Origin of the sequence: Paenibacillus sp. HGF5 (assembly GCF_000204455.1) — a bacterium.
In the GTDB taxonomy this organism is placed as follows: Bacteria; Bacillota; Bacilli; order Paenibacillales; family Paenibacillaceae; genus Paenibacillus_AQ; species Paenibacillus_AQ lautus_A.
Genome location: NZ_AEXS01000091.1, coordinates 1 through 15,613, shown reverse-complemented (window position 1 = coordinate 15,613; position 15,613 = coordinate 1). Strand labels below are relative to the sequence as shown.

Here is a 15,613-nt window from a genome sequence, read left to right as displayed (position 1 = left end):
TGATGAGCATGCCCATGATCAAGAGGAAGAGGGGCATCACCATGACCACGGTGGACTGGATCCGCATGTATGGCTCTCGCCGGCCATGGCTGTCAAACAAGTGCGCAACATCGAGGCAGGTTTGGCCGAAGCAGCTCCGGAACATCAAGAGGCATTCAAAGCAAATGCAGATGCTTATGTTAGTAAACTGGAGGCATTGGACAAGGAGTTTCGAGACGGACTGAAAAATGCCAAACGAAAAGACTTCATTACGCAGCATGCTGCGTTCGGGTATCTAGCCAGAGAATACGGTTTGACTCAAGTGCCGATTGCAGGCTTATCCCCGGACCAAGAGCCCTCGGCTGCTCAAATGGCTGAAGTGATCGAATTTGCCAAGGAGCACAATGTAAAAACGATATTCTTTGAAACGCTTGTGTCGTCAAACGTTGCAGAGACGATAGCCTCTGAGATCGGCGCTTCGACTTCCGTACTTAATCCAATCGAAGGATTAACCGAGGAAGATATCGCGGATAACCTTGATTACATTGCCATTATGCGTCAAAACCTCGACGCTTTAACAAAGGCATTGAATGAATAATCGCGAATAGGAAAGGGAGGTGTGTTCCAAGTGGCGAAAAAATCGAAAGTCTTGAAAGAACTGAAAAGACAACAGATGGTTGCTAAATACGCGCAGAGGCGTAAGGAACTGAAAGAGAAGAGGGACTACGGAGCTCTCCAAAAACTGCCCCGCGACTCCTCCGCGACCAGGCTTCATCATCGCTGCGCGGTCAGCGGCAGGTCAAGAGGTTATATCAGTAAATTTGGCGTTTCTCGCATTGTTTTTCGGGAGTTGGCCCATAAGGGGCAAATTCCTGGTATAACGAAGTCCAGCTGGTAACTACCTTGTCAACTGCTATTGTTGGACGACAAAAACAGATAAACATGGATAAGCCGCATAAACTGCGGCTTTTTTCATATATTCGCAGCTTGGATTTCATTTGATTGACACGCGTATTGCTTCAATGTTACTTTTTAATAATACCCATTTTATGGGTCATCATTTAAGGAGTGTTTTGTATGAGGTTACCCGTACATGAACGATTCATTGAACAGGCAATAGCGTATTTTCGCCAAGATCAACGATTTGCTGGTTTGCTCGCAGGCGGTTCTATGGTGTACGGCGCGATGGATGAGTACAGTGATTTAGATTTAATTGTGGTTTATCGTAATGAATTCCGAAGTGAGATCATGGAACAACGGCTTCAAATTGCTGAAGGGCTGGGTAACCTGCTGTCGGCATTCACGGGGGAGCATGTTGGTGAGCCTCGTTTGGTTATTTGCCTATACGGCCCCGATCCGCTTCATGTCGACCTCAAATTTGTACACCCGCAAGAACTCGAATCTCGAATCGAAGATCCGAGAATTCTATGGGAGAGAGGTTCTGACATTACAACGATACTGAACAAAACGACGATGTCTTTTCCTAACCCTGATCCGCAATGGATTGAAGACCGCTTTTGGGTATGGGTTCATTACGGTGCAACTAAATTAGGGAGAGGCGAATGGTTTGAAGTAATAGATCTTTTAACATTTATGCGAAGCGCCGTCTTGGGGCCGCTCATTCTCATGCGTAACGGCCAGCAACCGCGAGGGGTTCGAAAATTAGAGAAATACGGTGTCCAGGAATTAGAGGAGCTGAAAGGAACGATTTCCCTCCACAACTTTGATAGCTGCTACCAGGCTTTAAAGAATACGATAGCGTTGTACCAAAGCTTACGCCAGGCATCGGAAATTGTAACCAAAACGGAAGCAGAACGTATCTCTATCAAGTTTCTTGACCATGTCTATTCAGCCAAATCTCAATAAAAAAGGTCGGACGACAATAAAGGTAAATTCATTTTACTAGGAGTACTATATATAAAATTTAACAGATGGGATATGGTGTAATGTCGAACTCCGTTGAGTTGGTGAAACCTTCAGCTGCATATAAGAGGGAGTATCTGTCTTTTTACGAAGATTGGATGTCGGATGAACAGGATATTACCCCGTGGGTAGTGAGGAAAGATCCTTCTGATTTTGATTCCATGATCGAATTTTTATATGCGGAAGATACAGAGGAGAAGTTACAGAACAAGAGCTTTGTCCCTCATTCTACGTACTGGCTTATCGACAGTAATTCAAAAAAAGTAATGGGTGCAGTCAATATTAGACACAGACTTAATGAAAAACTCTTGAATAGCGGCGGGCATATCGGTTACGGAATACGTCCGTCGGAAAGAAGAATGGGCTATGCATCCGTACTCTTAGCATTAACCCTTGAAATCACGAGAGATATGGGACTAAACAAAGTGCTGCTGGTTTGCGATAAAGGAAATTTGGCATCGGAAAAAACGATTCTGAAGAATGGTGGTCAGTTTGAGTCGGAGTATGTGGAGGAGAATGGGAACGTTGTAAGACGATTTTGGATATTCTCATAGACTTTATGCATTGAGGATTTTACCCATCATATCCGGACTCCAGGGCGCTGGATAAAAAGAGGTCGACCAGCAAGCTCTGGTGACCTCAGCTATTGATGTTCTATTCGTTAGTACGAAGCGCTAACAAGCGTTTTAAGTTATCATCTATAAATTGATTATCGGCGCTGTTGATTCCGCGTCCGGCAAAATGACCCCAGATCGACTCAATGGGCTTAAATAGAGCATGAGGTATAAGATTAGCCTCGTATTCATTGTCGTCCGCCGGGCAGAAGAGATCCGTGCTACCCGGCATGATGCAGGCATGCGCCGAAATGCTTTTGAGCGCTTTATCGAAATCTCCGTCATAGGAGGGGTTCGCACTTATGTCTGCATGTTGACCTGTCCATAACATGGCCAGGACATTGTGCGGATCCATCTTCATAAAGCTGTCTTCCCAGACGCCCGCCATAAAATCTGCCAAAGAGTCAAAACCCATCTCACGATAAAGTTCCTCCCTATAAAACGCCTGCGATACGCCCCACCCAGCATAGACGCGACCGACGGCGCGCATGTCTTCTGTAGTCAACTTGTTTAGTTTGCTCGAATCGAAGCCGACTGCAGCCATGAGCGGAGCTTTCATTCCTTCCAGGACCACGTATGTTTGGGGCCAAGTCTTGGCAACGCCGGCAAAAGGGGCGATTCGCTCCACCATGTCGGGATAACTTGCACCCCATTGGAATGCTTGAATGCCTCCCATGGACCACCCAACGACAAGAGCGATCTTGTGAATGCCGAATTTTTCGGTCACCAGCCGATGCTGAAATTTAACGTTATCATAGATGGTTACATGCGGAAATTGAGCCCGGTCGAATGGGGGAGGCGTGTTGCTGGGGGAGGAAGATAATCCGTTACCCAACAGGTTTGGAACGATGATGAAATATTCTCGCGGATCCAATGCCATTCCGTCTCCAATCAACCATTCATTCTGTATATGCTGGTCTCCAAAAGCAGTTGGATAGACGATGACATTATCTTTCTTCTCATTTAATCGTCCATATGTCTTATAAGCAAGAAAAGCATCCGGTAACGTCACTCCGGATTGCAAGGTTACGTCACCCAAATCAAAAATTTCATAATCCATCCTATCGTTTGCTCCCTTCAAAATGAATCCATATATTTAGATTGTCGTTCTTGTACTCAGTATAGGGTCATGGTACTCTCAATAAAAGTGAATAGAATTCAAAACAGTATTCAATAAAATTGAAAGTAAAAGGGGCATCGTATATGGAATTACGCCAACTGATTACGTTCCGCACGGTGGCGTCCACATTAAATTTCAGTCGTGCTGCGGAAGTGCTGAGCTACGTCCCTTCCAACGTCACGATGCAAATGAAGGCATTGGAGGATGAGCTGGGGGTTCGCCTGTTTGACCGTTTGGGCAAGCAGCTCGTACTCACAACGGCGGGTAAACGCTTTTTAACACATGTCCAGAGTGTTCTTGACCAATTGGAAGAAGCTAAAACCGTCGTTCATGACAACGAAGTTCTAAGCGGCACCCTAACGATAAGTGCCAATGAGGTGATTTGCGCCTATCGGCTTCCGGCTGTGTTTCAGTTATTTCGTTCGCGCCATCCGGGCGTGCGTCTCATCTTCCGCTCCGTTCCCAATCAAGAGCTCAAACAAACACTCTTTGAAGGAAGCGCGGACGTCGTCTTTATCCTGGACGAACCCATTCGCTCAAGCGGACTTGCCGTGGAACCCTTGCTGGAAGAAACGTTCCGCTTATTCGCCGCTCCAGACCACCCGCTCGCAAAACGGACTGTGCTGCGGCTCGAAGATTTTCACGAAGAAGTGTTCTTGACGAATGAAAAGGGTTGTCCCTATCGAACCATGTTTGACCGATCCTTTGAAAAAGAGGGCATTGACAGTATTACGTATTTAGAGTTTCAAAGTGCCGAAGCCATTAAACAATGTGCCATTTCGGGAATCGGCATTGCCTTTCTTCCTGAAATCGTAGCGGAAGCCGAAGTTGAACGAGGCGAACTGGTTGCCCTTCCATGGCAAATTCCGGATTTGCACGTGTATACACAAATGCTGTGGCATAAGGACAAGTGGCTTTCACCCATCATGATGTCGTTCATAGAAGCGGCAAGGGAACTTCTTGCTTCAGAGGAGGATAATAGGTCATAGGAAAAAGGTGAGGAATGTCCTCTGCGCCGGTAAGGAGCCACTCTTCACCTTTAATTGTACTCACCCACTTTATTACAAAAAAATCCCAACATGTTGAGTTGGGATTTCTTTTAATTAAGAATGTAATGGGAGCTGCACCGGAATTTGAAAAGAAACCGTAGTGCCTTGATTCATCGTGCTCTTGATGACCAGCCCGCTGCCAAAGGTTTGGAGCAGACGACGATTCGTGTTGTAGAGACCGATGCCGCCTGTTCGATGGTCGGGTGCATTCAGGAGTTGGGCAACCTGGTCGGGTTCCATCCCAAGCCCGTTATCCGTCACTTCAACGACGATAATGTCCTCTTGCATCGCAATTCTGATCCGTATCGTGCCGCCACTGGCCCTCTTCATAATGCCGTGCCGAACCGCATTCTCCAATAATGGCTGGATCGCCAGCGGCGGGATGAGGACGTTGAGATCCCAATCAACTTCCCAGATTACGTTCAGGCGTTCCCCGTACCGTTCCTTCTCTACGTATAAATAGGCTTGGATAAGCTCAAGCTCCTGCTGCAGCGATACCAGCCGATCCTGATTCCGATAATGGAAGCTGATCTGCAGATAGGAGCTGAAAGCCTCGCCAAGGCTTCGCATGCGATCGATGTCCAATTCGCTAAGCGCCATAATCGAATTCAAGGTGTTGAACAAAAAGTGAGGGTGGATCTGTGCCTGCAAATAGGCTGCTTCCATGCGCAGACGATCATCCACCGTATGCTTCAGCGTGATCAGGGAATGGATGCGGTATCTCAATTCTACAGGATCAACCGGCTTCGTCACATAATCATTTGCGCCGGATTGGAAGCCGGCATACACATCGGCCGATTCGCCTCGAGCCGTCAGCAGCAGTACGGGCAGCTCCGAGGCGTTAAAGCGCTCCCTTACGGTGCGGGTGAGCTCGTAGCCGGACATCTCCGGCATCATGACATCCGCTATGAGGAGATCCCACGGCTGCGAGCCGAGAAGCTCAAGCGCTTCGGCAGCCGAGGCAACGACATTCAGGTTGTACGGCTCTGCCGAAAGAATGCCGGCAAGGATGCGCAGGTTTACAGGATCGTCATCCACGGCCAAGATACGGACGGGATGCTCTTTCGACCATAACTTCGTTGGTACCTGCATAGGGGTACCTTCTGTTGCGACGTCCCAGCTGGCCGCGATTTCATTGTATACAGCTGTGTCTACAACGGGTACGGGAACCTGCTGCGAAGCAGAATACTCTGCGTTTGTGTCCGCAAGCGGGAGTGTGAATGCAAAAGTCGTTCCTTTCCCTAATTCCGATTCGACCGTCAGCTGGCCGTCATGCAGCTCAACGAGCTCCTTGCTGATGCTAAGCCCTAGGCCGATCCCCTTCGCGTCATTTAACCCTTGATTCCCCTGTTCGTACGGAAGAAAAATACGGTTTAGCGTTTGAGGGTCCATCCCGATCCCGGTATCCGTTACCGTGATCGTCATTTTACTGCCCTTGGTAGAGGCGGAGACGGTAACGGAGCCCTTCTCCGTGTATTTGATGGCGTTGTGAATCAGATTGAGCAAAATTTGAACGAGTCGTTTTTCATCCGCCTGTACGGCAGGAAGGGTTTCGGGGATATTCATCTTGAACTGAACAGGCGCGCCGTCCGTCATAAATTTTACGATATCGAATACCCCGTTCACGACGGAAACCAGGGAAACCCGGCTCGGCTGCAGCTGAATTTGCTTCTCCTGAAGACGGACGGCATCCAGCAGATCATTTAATAAATGCGACATCCGACGGCTGACCGTAATCAACAGGTTCAAATCCTCGCTGCTCTGTTTGCCGAGGGTTTCTTTCTCCCGTTCAGCAAGGCTTATGGCGATATTCAAGATTCCGTGCAGCGGCGTGCGCAGCTCGTGAGACGTGTTGGCCAAGAACCGGTCCTTCATTTGATCCGCGTGCTTCAACTTATCGTTGAGTTTGCTGATTTGATGAAGGTTGCGGAAGTATCGCTTAAACCAATAGGCCGAAAATCCGATGATGGCCGCGAGCACGTCCACCGGATAATACACGGCTGGGAGCTCCCAATATTTATTAAGCGCCCCCCATAGGGCGCTTGCCAGCACGCCGCTGGCCGACAGCAGCAGGAATATGGAATCATCCTGGCTGTTAAAGACCATTCGGGTAAACAGGAACAGCGACAGCAGCATCGGCAGCAGGTAAAAGGCGCCGAACACCCGGTATTCTACGAGCCAGTGAACCCAAGACGCAGGAGCGGCAAAGACCACGACCGTATATAGAGCCAGAAGCGTGCTGAATGTGATAAACCACACGTTACGTTTCCGGTCGGTAAAGGTGCGGCTCAGCTTCCATATGAAATACGACAGCCACGAATAGGAGAGAAAGGTTGCTTTGACCTCCCATTCATAGTTTAAAGGCACCCATTTCAACAGGAGACTGTCGTGGGATGTTACGACGGTTAAAGCGGCCGATACTAGCAGCAGGAAAAAATCGAGCAGCGACCTTTCCCGCGGATTGAATATGTATAGAATGAAGGCGTACAGTCCGTGCAGCATCAGGACGACAAACATAATCAGCTGAAGATCAACGGAAACGCCGTGCTCATCCTGGATTGCCTGGTGCGATCCCAGCTTGATCGGCTTTGCGATTCCGCCTAGGTAAGGATGCTCATAATTCGCCACGCGTATGATCAGATCGAGCTCGCGAGCATCCCGGTCGGGAACATAATCGACAACGAAAGAGGTACGGTTCGGCAGATAGGAGGCTTGGCCGGGCTCGCCCGTCCTTCCCATGGAAGCTACCGTTTCGCCGTTGATGTCCACGGTAGCCGCGGATTGAATCTCCTGGATCCAGAACGAAATAGGGGCCGAAAGCGGGCGATCCAGCAATATGCGAAGCCGGTACGTTCCGCTGCCAAACGAAGTGTTTGCCTTATTCGTACGATCATTATTCCAGTCCCCAGGTACATTTACGTAGGAAAACTCATGAGAAGGCTCCATTTCCTGCTCTTTAGCCAAGATGTCGGCGTAGAACTGCCACTCTCCGTCCAAGTTGATGGATTTTGAGCCCAACAGATCCCAGCCTCTCAAATCGAGTATGCCATTGGAGACTTTCGGTTGATCTGCAGGAGGGGCATAGGTTTCAAGCCAGAGCCAACGGATCCCCAGCAGCATGCTCAAAAAAACGACAAATGCCGCAAAATGCGGGAGTATTTTGATAATTTGAAATCGTTTGTGGTTCTTAGCGGGTATGGTTGTCACCGTTCACGTTCCTTTTTAAAAGTCTTACCTTTCAATATACGCAAAAATAGGATAGCCGTACAGCACTATATGTTAGGTTGATAAGGACTTGGACTTATATCCTTTGCCGAAAATGATTGGTGTGAATGAACTCGGAAGAGCTCTCGCGGTTAGCAATGTCTCAATCATGCTAATCCATGACAGAATAATCAAGGTCCGGTCATTTCGATCTCCTTATAATTGTAGATTGGACAGTTCATAACATCATGGAATGTGAGGAGTTTGATCATGCAAGCAAGAGGAGATTTGGGGAACGGCACTTATAGAAACCCGATTTTGGCCGGTGATTATGCGGATCCTAGCGTGGTCAGAGTCGGAAACGATTATTATATGACGCACTCCAGCTTTAAGTTTGCGCCGGGATTATTGATTTGGCACTCTGAAGACTTGGTGAACTGGGAACCCATCGCCAAAGCGTTAACCGATTATGCCGGCGATATTTGGGCGCCTGATTTGACGTACTACAAAGACCGGTTTTATATCTATGCTCCCATCAATGAAGAGATCATGGTGCTGACGGCGATGCATCCACACGGACCTTGGAGCGATCCGCAAAAGGTGGGGGTGCAAGGAATTGACCCGGGACATGTCGCGGATTCCAATGGAAACCGGTATTTGTTTTATAGCGATGGTTATATGGTAGAACTGGCTGAGAACGGTTTGTCGGCTGTGGGCACTCCGCGCAAAGTGTACGACGGCTGGGCGTTTCCGAAGGAATGGGTCGTGGAAGGAAACTTTATGGAGTCTCCCAAGCTAACGTTTCATAACGGATATTTCTATCTTACCGTGGCGCAAGGAGGTACCTCGGGGCCTTCGACCAGCCATATGGTCGCTTCTGCGCGATCCAAGGAGCCATGGGGGCCATATGAACACTCCCCCCACAATCCGATTATCCGAACGCAAAGCCGGAATGAACGATGGTGCTCCAAAGGGCACGGTTCCTTGGTTGACACCCCGGACGGCGGCTGGTGGATCGTTTATCATGCGTACGAAAAAGGATACTACACACTCGGCAGGCAAACGCTGCTCGAACCGCTGGAATGGACGGAGGACGGATGGTTCCGCGTCCCGCTTCATTGCAAGACAGATGAGCCTATTCCAAAACCGCCGGGAGATGCCGTTCCGCATGGCATGACTTACGGTGAATTTCAAGAAGCGTCCGGCGGGCTGGGGTATCCGTGGAGCTGGTATCAATCCAGCAATGATATTCAATATACTCTGCAGAAGCAAGCGATAACGATCCAAGCTGCTCCCGAGGCGGCGCCCCTGGTTATGATGCCGGAAGACCATTCTTATGCGGCGCAGGTGGAGATTGAGCTCTCCGAAGAATCGGAAGCCCAGTTATTATTGTTCTACAATGGATCGACGTATAGCGGATTCGGCATATCCCAAGAGGGGCTGTATGGGATTATTCGCGGCTGGGAGACGCCATCGAAGCCTTTTCCGCATCAGCGTGTCATCGTTCGTCTTGAAAATAACGAGCATGAAGTCGTCTTCTATTACAGTGCGGATGGATCGGTATGGAATAAATTTGAGCATTCATTCGAAACCTCAGGCTGGCATCATAACACATTGGGCGGATTTCTTGCATTGCGAATCGCTCTTTGGGCGAAAGGTTCCGGCGAGGTTACGTTTAGAAACTTTATCTATCAGAAGCTGTAAATATGAAGCGACGTGCCTTTAATCCATAGGTGCGTCGCTTCTTCCATTGGCGAGGCGGCGCGTGTGGAGAAAGAACCTGTATGCCGCGCGTGGGAAGCACTTTACCTATTTGTTCGGTATGTTCTTGGAGACTGCCCAAAGATCTTCGAGAACTGACGGGTAAAATAATTGCTGTCATTGAATCCGCTCTGATAAGAAATGTCCGATATCGGCAGGTTAGTCGTCTTTAACAGCCTGCATGCATGCTCCAAGCGGAGCTGCAGGAGATAGGCGAAAGGCGTTGTCTGGTAATAGGATTGGAATATCCGATTCAAATGCCTGACGGATATATTGGATTTGGCCGCAATTTCGTCACGGGAAATGGGCTGCAAATAGTGATCCTCCATAAAGGAAATGGCTTTGGCCAAATGCATCAAATGACTTTGGGCTCCTTGACGCTCTTGCTTTTCATACTGCCGTGACAGCTGGACGACGAGCTCCATAAATCGCGACCGCAGGATGGTCTGGTAGCCCTGCAGCTTGTTCGCGTATTCCTCAATCATGAAGTCAACAACGGAGGATACGTAATCCAGACTTGAGATCGGCAGGATCATCTTGCTCAAGGCATGGTTGATACTGCGGTAATACGGTTCAAGAACGAAAAGCGCCTGATACCCGTTCGATCTTTTGAACTCAGGACCTGCCGATTCCAGCATCTCGGGCCTATACATGATGTTGCAAATCCGAAACTCATGCGGGTCCTTATATCCATGGGAAGTTGTGCCGTTAATGACAAAGACGTCCCCTTTCTTAATAAACGATTCCTCTGTGTTGACGATATGGGTGGCATTCCCGTGCAAAACGATAACGAGTTCGGAGAAATCGGCATGGCGATGCACATACATATCCTCCTCATGTCGGCCGTATTGAATAAAGAACTTAAATTGCTCATCGTTCGTAAACCAATTCAAATGAAACCTTCTCATTCGGACTCCCTCCAAAAGCATGGCTTGCAGTGACCTGATTGTCCTTATCATGCTATTTAAAGTATTTAAAATCAAGGTTGGAGGACTAGTGTGAATAATTGGGGAAGCGTCAGGTTGATCCTGCTTTACAAGGAAAAAGCCAATCAAGTTGATAAACCAGCTACTTTGTGTTACGATATACCGGTAATATGTCACACTAATTACCGAGCCGCGGAATGTGGAGAATAATTTTAGTAAAACAGTTGACACTCCATCTACTCTGTAATACAATGTACCTGTAGTAAGTAATACTAAATAGTTCGATTTATAAAAGCTGTTAGGTAAAACATCCCTTAGTACTATGTTGTACTGAATATTGGTCAGACTAAATAGAGGAGGGACGAAAAAGAGGAGGTTTTGAAACATGGAAAATTTAACTGAAATGCTGAAGGGTTCGCTGGAAGGCTGCGTGCTTGAAATCATCAGCCGCCATGAAACCTATGGCTATGAGATTACCCGCCGATTGAACGATCTTGGATTTACCGAAGTCGTGGAAGGGACGGTCTACACCATTCTCGTGCGATTAGAGAAGAAGAAACTGGTGAACATCGAAAAAAAACCGTCAGACATGGGACCGCCCCGCAAGTTTTACACGCTTAATGAAGCGGGCCGCCAGGAACTTGAGTTGTTTTGGGAAAAGTGGGATTTTGTATCATCAAAAATCAACGTCTTGAAGTCGACGTAGCTTCATAAGATATTCCGTCCGATAAATGGAGTGTCGGGTTTGGCTTTATAAAAAAGGAGGAACAATAACATGATGGAAATATTCAAAAAAATGATCGGCGATAAAAAAGAGTACAAGATGATGATGGCACGCGTTGAAGCCCTGCCGGAAGACTACCAGTATGTATTTAAGAAGATTCAAAATTACATGTGGAATTTCTCCTCAGGCAACGGGATGGATATGCTGCATATGCAGTATGAATTAATCGAATTGTTCGAAGCCGGTGCGGCGGAAGGCAGACCAGTGCTGGAGATCACTGGGGATGACGTGGCATCCTTTGCCGACGAGCTGGTTGCTAACGCTAAAACCTATGTCGCGAAGTATCGTGAAGATTTGAATCAGAGCATCATGAAACGATTGGGTAAGAAATAAAATTCATTACAATAATACCGACTGATTAGCTGGTTACACGTGTGAATTGCCACCTTCGCTATTCAGTTATATTTTTAGCCCAGTAGTAAGTGATACAGATTATCAGTCAGACTAACTAGTTGCGTTAATGTAGCACTCAAGGCACTTAACCGTAATTTTCGGAATTTTCAAGCGCGGCCTAATCGGGCTAATTATAAGGAGGAAAAAAATATGAGCAATGCGGCGATTTCTGTAAAAGGGTTAAAAAAATCTTTTAAAGACAAGGAAGTCTTAAAAGGGGTGGATTTTGAAGTGCGACGCGGCGAAATTTTCGCGCTGCTGGGCTCCAATGGAGCCGGTAAGACGACGACGGTCAACATCCTCTCGACGCTGATGAAGCCCGATGGCGGCGCAGCGAGTATTTGCGGCTCTGACGTCCAGCGTCAACCGGATCATGTTCGCCAGAGCATCAGCCTGACTGGGCAGTTTGCAGCTATTGACGGCATGAACACAGGAAGGGAAAACCTGATGATGATCGCCAAGCTCAGGGGAGTTTCCAATCCTGCACAAGTCGCCGACAATCTGCTTGCAAAATTCAGCCTGACCGATGCGGCGGGCCGCCGGGCGGACCAATATTCCGGCGGGATGAAGCGCCGGCTTGACATCGCCATGAGCCTGATCGGGAGTCCAGCCGTCATTTTTCTTGACGAACCGACCACAGGACTTGACCCTGAAGCACGGATTGAAGTCTGGAATACCGTCAAGGAGCTTGCCGGCAGCGGCACAACCATCTTGCTGACGACCCAGTACCTGGAGGAAGCCGAACAACTGGCGGACCGTATCGCCATCCTGCATGGCGGAAAAATCATTACGACCGGCACCCTTGCCGAACTCAAAGAGATGTTCCCACCGGCAAAAGTAGAGTATATCGAGAAGCAGCCGACATTGGAGGAAATTTTCCTCGCAATCATCGGCAAAAAGGAGGAAATGTAAATGAAAAGCAAAACAGGGGTATTATTGGGGCGTTTAATGCGCAACATCATGAGAAGCCCGGATACGATTATCACGGTGGCGATTACGCCGATAATGATGATGCTGTTGTTTGTCTACGTATTTGGCGGCGCCATAGAGACTGGCACGGCCAACTACGTCAATTATTTATTGCCGGGAATCTTGCTGATGGCTATCGCATCCGGCGTCTCTTATACTGCCTTCCGGCTGTTCGGAGATGTAAAGAGCGGGCTGATGGCGCGTTTCATTACCATGCCGATCAAGCGCTCGTCGGTATTGTGGGCTCATGTGTTGACATCGCTTGTTTCCAATGCGCTAACGGTCGTGGTGGTTTTCCTCGTCGCTCTATTGATGGGTTTCCGTTCCGGCGCTAATATCCTGGATTGGCTCGCGGTAACAGGGATACTCGGGTTGTTTACGCTGGCGCTGACATGGCTGGCGGTCATTCCCGGCTTGACAGCAAAGACGATGGAAGGGGCGACGGCCTTCTCGTACCCGCTGATATTCTTGCCGTTTATCAGTTCGGCCTTTGTCCCTACCGAAACCATGCCTAAAATTGTCCGTGCGTTCGCTGAGAACCAGCCCGTGACTTCCATCGTGAATGCGATTCGTGCCCTCTTGCATGAAGGATCTGTCGGCAACGATATCTGGATCGCGCTTGCCTGGTGCGTCGGCATCATGGTCATCGCTTACTTTTTCGCCAATAAAGCCTTTAAGCGCCAGTTAGGATAAGTACACCGAGCCTCCTCAAGTGATCGGAGAACACGTAACATCTTTCATCGAACAGAATGGCTATGGATACTTTAAAAGCCGCATGAAATGCGGCTTTTTTTCGTTTGAAGAATATACGTTTTACTTGAAAAATTGTATGTATCTCATCATTTCGGATATGCCATTCATTTGCTTTTCCAGTTGCTCATTCAGCTTCTGAAGAGCCACTTTGAAGGAGCGTTCAATCGTAGTTAGATCATGTGTCTCTAAAGCTTCAAGCAGCTGTTTCATGCTTTCAATGAAAAAGACGGTTTTCCTTAAACTGCTTAGCACAATAATCTTTTTTAATTCCTGAGACGTAAAGACTCGATATCCGTTTTCCGCGTTTCGCTTAGCGCGAATAAGCCCCTCCTTTTCCCAATGTCGAATAGCGGAGGGGTTAACGCCAGCAATCATGGCGACCTCCCCGATTTTCATTTCATCCGTGACCTGAATATTTCTATACTTGGAGAAATCCGTTTGATGGATGAGCCCCATAATCTCCTCGACTCGTTGCTTCTCTACCTGAATGTTGTACTGTTGCACATTGATCATCCAAAGTGCTTGTTCAACATGCCCCTTCTTTAATAAACTCATGACCTCGTAGGCGATAGGCAGATCGAATCCTTGAACCAAGGATCGTAAAGCAAGGAATGCTTGATCATGGAGCGGCGTGTAATATCTTCTGTTGCTTGAAGTCCGAGGTACGTCAGGCACCAGGCCGAGATTTTCATATCTTCTCAAGGTAGTGGTGCTGACATTAAGTTTCTTGGCCATCTCTTTCGGAGTAAAGGTTCTGTCCATTTGCGGGCACCTTCCTTAAAGTCAAACTCTAAAGTATGGCAACAATATTATAAGAGACAAAGAGCCTCCACACAAGGATTCCCGGTATATCAAGCGAAATCTTGCATGAATGTTATATGATCGAAGCAGGAACAAAAATCGAGGAGGTAAAGGCGTCATGGAGAAAGGGGATTATGCTTTAGCATCCTATCGTAACCTACAGCCCGGCGAATTCATTACGTTCGGCACGTATCCGCAGTCCGTGGACGGCAAAGAACGGGCGATTACTTGGCGTGTTCTTCAAAACTCAGGAAGCGAGCTGTTGGTATTGAGCGAGTATATTTTGGACTGCAAGAGGTATCACGGCAAGAGTGCGGATCTGACGTGGCGTGATTGCATGGATATATCGTGGCAGGACTGCGACTTGCACGAGTGGCTGAATCATGAATTCTATAACGTCGCATTCAATGCTTCGGAGAAAGAACTCATCAAGACGACGCATTGCACGGACAATGGAAAGGGCTGCCCGGATACGGAGGACAAGGTTTTTCTGCTCAGCGTTGCCGAAATAAACGATGTATCTGAGACTCACGGCAAGGATTGGAGACGCGCTGTCGGAACCGATTATGCCAAAGCGAAAAAGCCCGATGGATGCAGCTTATATGTATATGATAAAACGAACAAAGACAACTATGTCTTCATAGACGGCAAAGAAGCCGGCTGCTCCTGGTGGTGGCTGCGAACGCAAGGAAACAAGCCGTCACGTGCGTATTTTGTAGGGACAGGCTGCAGCGCTCGCAGCTACGGAAATAACAGTATAGACGGTTATGGCGTACGCCCTGCATTAAATTTGGATCTATCATAATCGAGATGGAATAGGAGGACTTTCCGGAAGAAATATCGGAACTCATACTTTTCGAGGAGGTAAGACATGGATTACACTTCCCAGGCAGAAGCGGCTTTCGAAGTAAAACGTTGGCCCAAACATACCCTAGCGGCGGGTCGACGCCATTCCGTGGCTCTTCAATCGGACGGCACGGTCACGGCCGCAGGAGATAATCATTACGGCCAATGCGATGTCAGCAGCTGGCGCGATATCGTAGCGGTCGCGGCCGGGAATGTTCACATGGCAACGAACACGGGGAATGCTCATACCATCGGTCTTAGATCGGACGGTACGGTGGCGGCTGTGGGTTGGAATAAGCATAATCAATGCGATGTCAGCGGGTGGCGCGATATGGTTGCGGTTGCGGCGGGCTGGCGCCGCACCGTCGGTCTTCAATCGGACGGCGCAGTGGTGGCTGCGGGACGAATTAATGAAGGTCAATGCAGTGTAGGCGGCTGGCTTGACGTAGCGGCGATCGCCGCAGGTGACTGGCATACGGTCGGTCTAAAAA

Annotated in this window: 15 protein-coding genes and 1 pseudogene; 12 read left to right on the top strand and 4 right to left on the bottom strand. The window is 48.4% G+C overall.

Translation table 11 applies throughout. The features are described from left to right. The 4 genes from HMPREF9412_RS14745 to HMPREF9412_RS14730 all read left to right on the top strand — a co-directional run. Window positions 1-577 (top strand): metal ABC transporter solute-binding protein, Zn/Mn family (locus HMPREF9412_RS14745; RefSeq protein WP_009592405.1); only part of this gene is annotated, 577 nt, incomplete at its 5' end. 30 nt (window positions 578-607) lie between these two features. Further along, a complete protein-coding gene (rpsN, locus tag HMPREF9412_RS14740; RefSeq protein ID WP_036672318.1) occupies window positions 608-877 on the top strand; it encodes a 30S ribosomal protein S14 in 270 nt (89 codons plus the stop codon). 179 nt (window positions 878-1,056) lie between these two features. Beyond that, a complete protein-coding gene (locus HMPREF9412_RS14735; protein WP_009592400.1) occupies window positions 1,057-1,845 on the top strand; it encodes a nucleotidyltransferase domain-containing protein in 789 nt (262 codons plus the stop codon). Between the two features lie 80 nt (window positions 1,846-1,925). After that, complete coding sequence (locus HMPREF9412_RS14730; RefSeq protein WP_009592395.1) at window positions 1,926-2,456, top strand: GNAT family N-acetyltransferase; 531 nt, start codon at window positions 1,926-1,928, stop codon at window positions 2,454-2,456. Window positions 2,457-2,556: 100 nt separating this feature from the next. Here the strand turns inward: HMPREF9412_RS14730 and HMPREF9412_RS14725 are convergent, their stop codons facing one another. Beyond that, a complete protein-coding gene (locus HMPREF9412_RS14725; RefSeq protein WP_009592392.1) occupies window positions 2,557-3,576 on the bottom strand; it encodes an alpha/beta fold hydrolase in 1,020 nt (339 codons plus the stop codon). Between the two features lie 143 nt (window positions 3,577-3,719). On the opposite strand from HMPREF9412_RS14725, the gene HMPREF9412_RS14720 reads away from it, so the two are divergent. Continuing rightward, window positions 3,720-4,625, top strand: a complete 906-nt coding sequence (locus tag HMPREF9412_RS14720; protein ID WP_009592401.1) for a LysR family transcriptional regulator — start codon at window positions 3,720-3,722, stop codon at window positions 4,623-4,625. Between the two features lie 114 nt (window positions 4,626-4,739). On the opposite strand, the gene HMPREF9412_RS14715 is transcribed toward HMPREF9412_RS14720, so the two are convergent. Continuing rightward, complete coding sequence (locus tag HMPREF9412_RS14715; RefSeq protein ID WP_009592391.1) at window positions 4,740-7,892, bottom strand: hybrid sensor histidine kinase/response regulator; 3,153 nt, start codon at window positions 7,890-7,892, stop codon at window positions 4,740-4,742. 267 nt (window positions 7,893-8,159) lie between these two features. Between HMPREF9412_RS14715 and HMPREF9412_RS14710 the strand changes: the two genes are divergently transcribed. Further along, window positions 8,160-9,593 (top strand): family 43 glycosylhydrolase, encoded by a 1,434-nt coding sequence (locus HMPREF9412_RS14710; protein WP_009592404.1) that lies wholly within the window; start codon window positions 8,160-8,162, stop codon window positions 9,591-9,593. Window positions 9,594-9,694: 101 nt separating this feature from the next. Here the strand turns inward: HMPREF9412_RS14710 and HMPREF9412_RS14705 are convergent, their stop codons facing one another. After that, window positions 9,695-10,558 carry a helix-turn-helix domain-containing protein gene (locus HMPREF9412_RS14705; RefSeq protein ID WP_009592397.1) on the bottom strand — a complete coding sequence of 288 codons (864 nt, stop codon included), beginning with the start codon at window positions 10,556-10,558 and terminating at the stop codon, window positions 9,695-9,697. A gap of 403 nt (window positions 10,559-10,961) precedes the next feature. Here HMPREF9412_RS14705 and HMPREF9412_RS14700 point away from each other — a divergent pair, with 403 nt between their 5' ends. From HMPREF9412_RS14700 to HMPREF9412_RS14685, 4 genes are all read left to right on the top strand, one after another. Then, complete coding sequence (locus HMPREF9412_RS14700; protein ID WP_009592394.1) at window positions 10,962-11,282, top strand: PadR family transcriptional regulator; 321 nt, start codon at window positions 10,962-10,964, stop codon at window positions 11,280-11,282. Between the two features lie 69 nt (window positions 11,283-11,351). Further along, window positions 11,352-11,693: a DUF1048 domain-containing protein gene (locus tag HMPREF9412_RS14695; RefSeq protein ID WP_009592398.1), complete on the top strand. Its 342-nt coding sequence runs from the start codon at window positions 11,352-11,354 to the stop codon at window positions 11,691-11,693. A 210-nt stretch (window positions 11,694-11,903) separates the two neighbouring features. Next, window positions 11,904-12,665: an ABC transporter ATP-binding protein gene (locus HMPREF9412_RS14690; RefSeq protein ID WP_009592403.1), complete on the top strand. Its 762-nt coding sequence runs from the start codon at window positions 11,904-11,906 to the stop codon at window positions 12,663-12,665. After that, complete coding sequence (locus HMPREF9412_RS14685; protein WP_009592402.1) at window positions 12,666-13,415, top strand: ABC transporter permease; 750 nt, start codon at window positions 12,666-12,668, stop codon at window positions 13,413-13,415. Window positions 13,416-13,535: 120 nt separating this feature from the next. Here HMPREF9412_RS14685 and HMPREF9412_RS14680 read toward each other — a convergent pair whose 3' ends face one another. Beyond that, complete coding sequence (locus tag HMPREF9412_RS14680; RefSeq protein WP_009592399.1) at window positions 13,536-14,237, bottom strand: MerR family DNA-binding transcriptional regulator; 702 nt, start codon at window positions 14,235-14,237, stop codon at window positions 13,536-13,538. Window positions 14,238-14,394: 157 nt separating this feature from the next. Between HMPREF9412_RS14680 and HMPREF9412_RS14675 the strand changes: the two genes are divergently transcribed. Both HMPREF9412_RS14675 and HMPREF9412_RS14670 read left to right on the top strand, forming a co-directional pair. Continuing rightward, window positions 14,395-15,081 (top strand): DUF6273 domain-containing protein, encoded by a 687-nt coding sequence (locus tag HMPREF9412_RS14675; RefSeq protein WP_009592393.1) that lies wholly within the window; start codon window positions 14,395-14,397, stop codon window positions 15,079-15,081. Between the two features lie 66 nt (window positions 15,082-15,147). Continuing rightward, a pseudogene (locus HMPREF9412_RS14670) lies at window positions 15,148-15,613 on the top strand (chromosome condensation regulator); the annotation flags it as partial.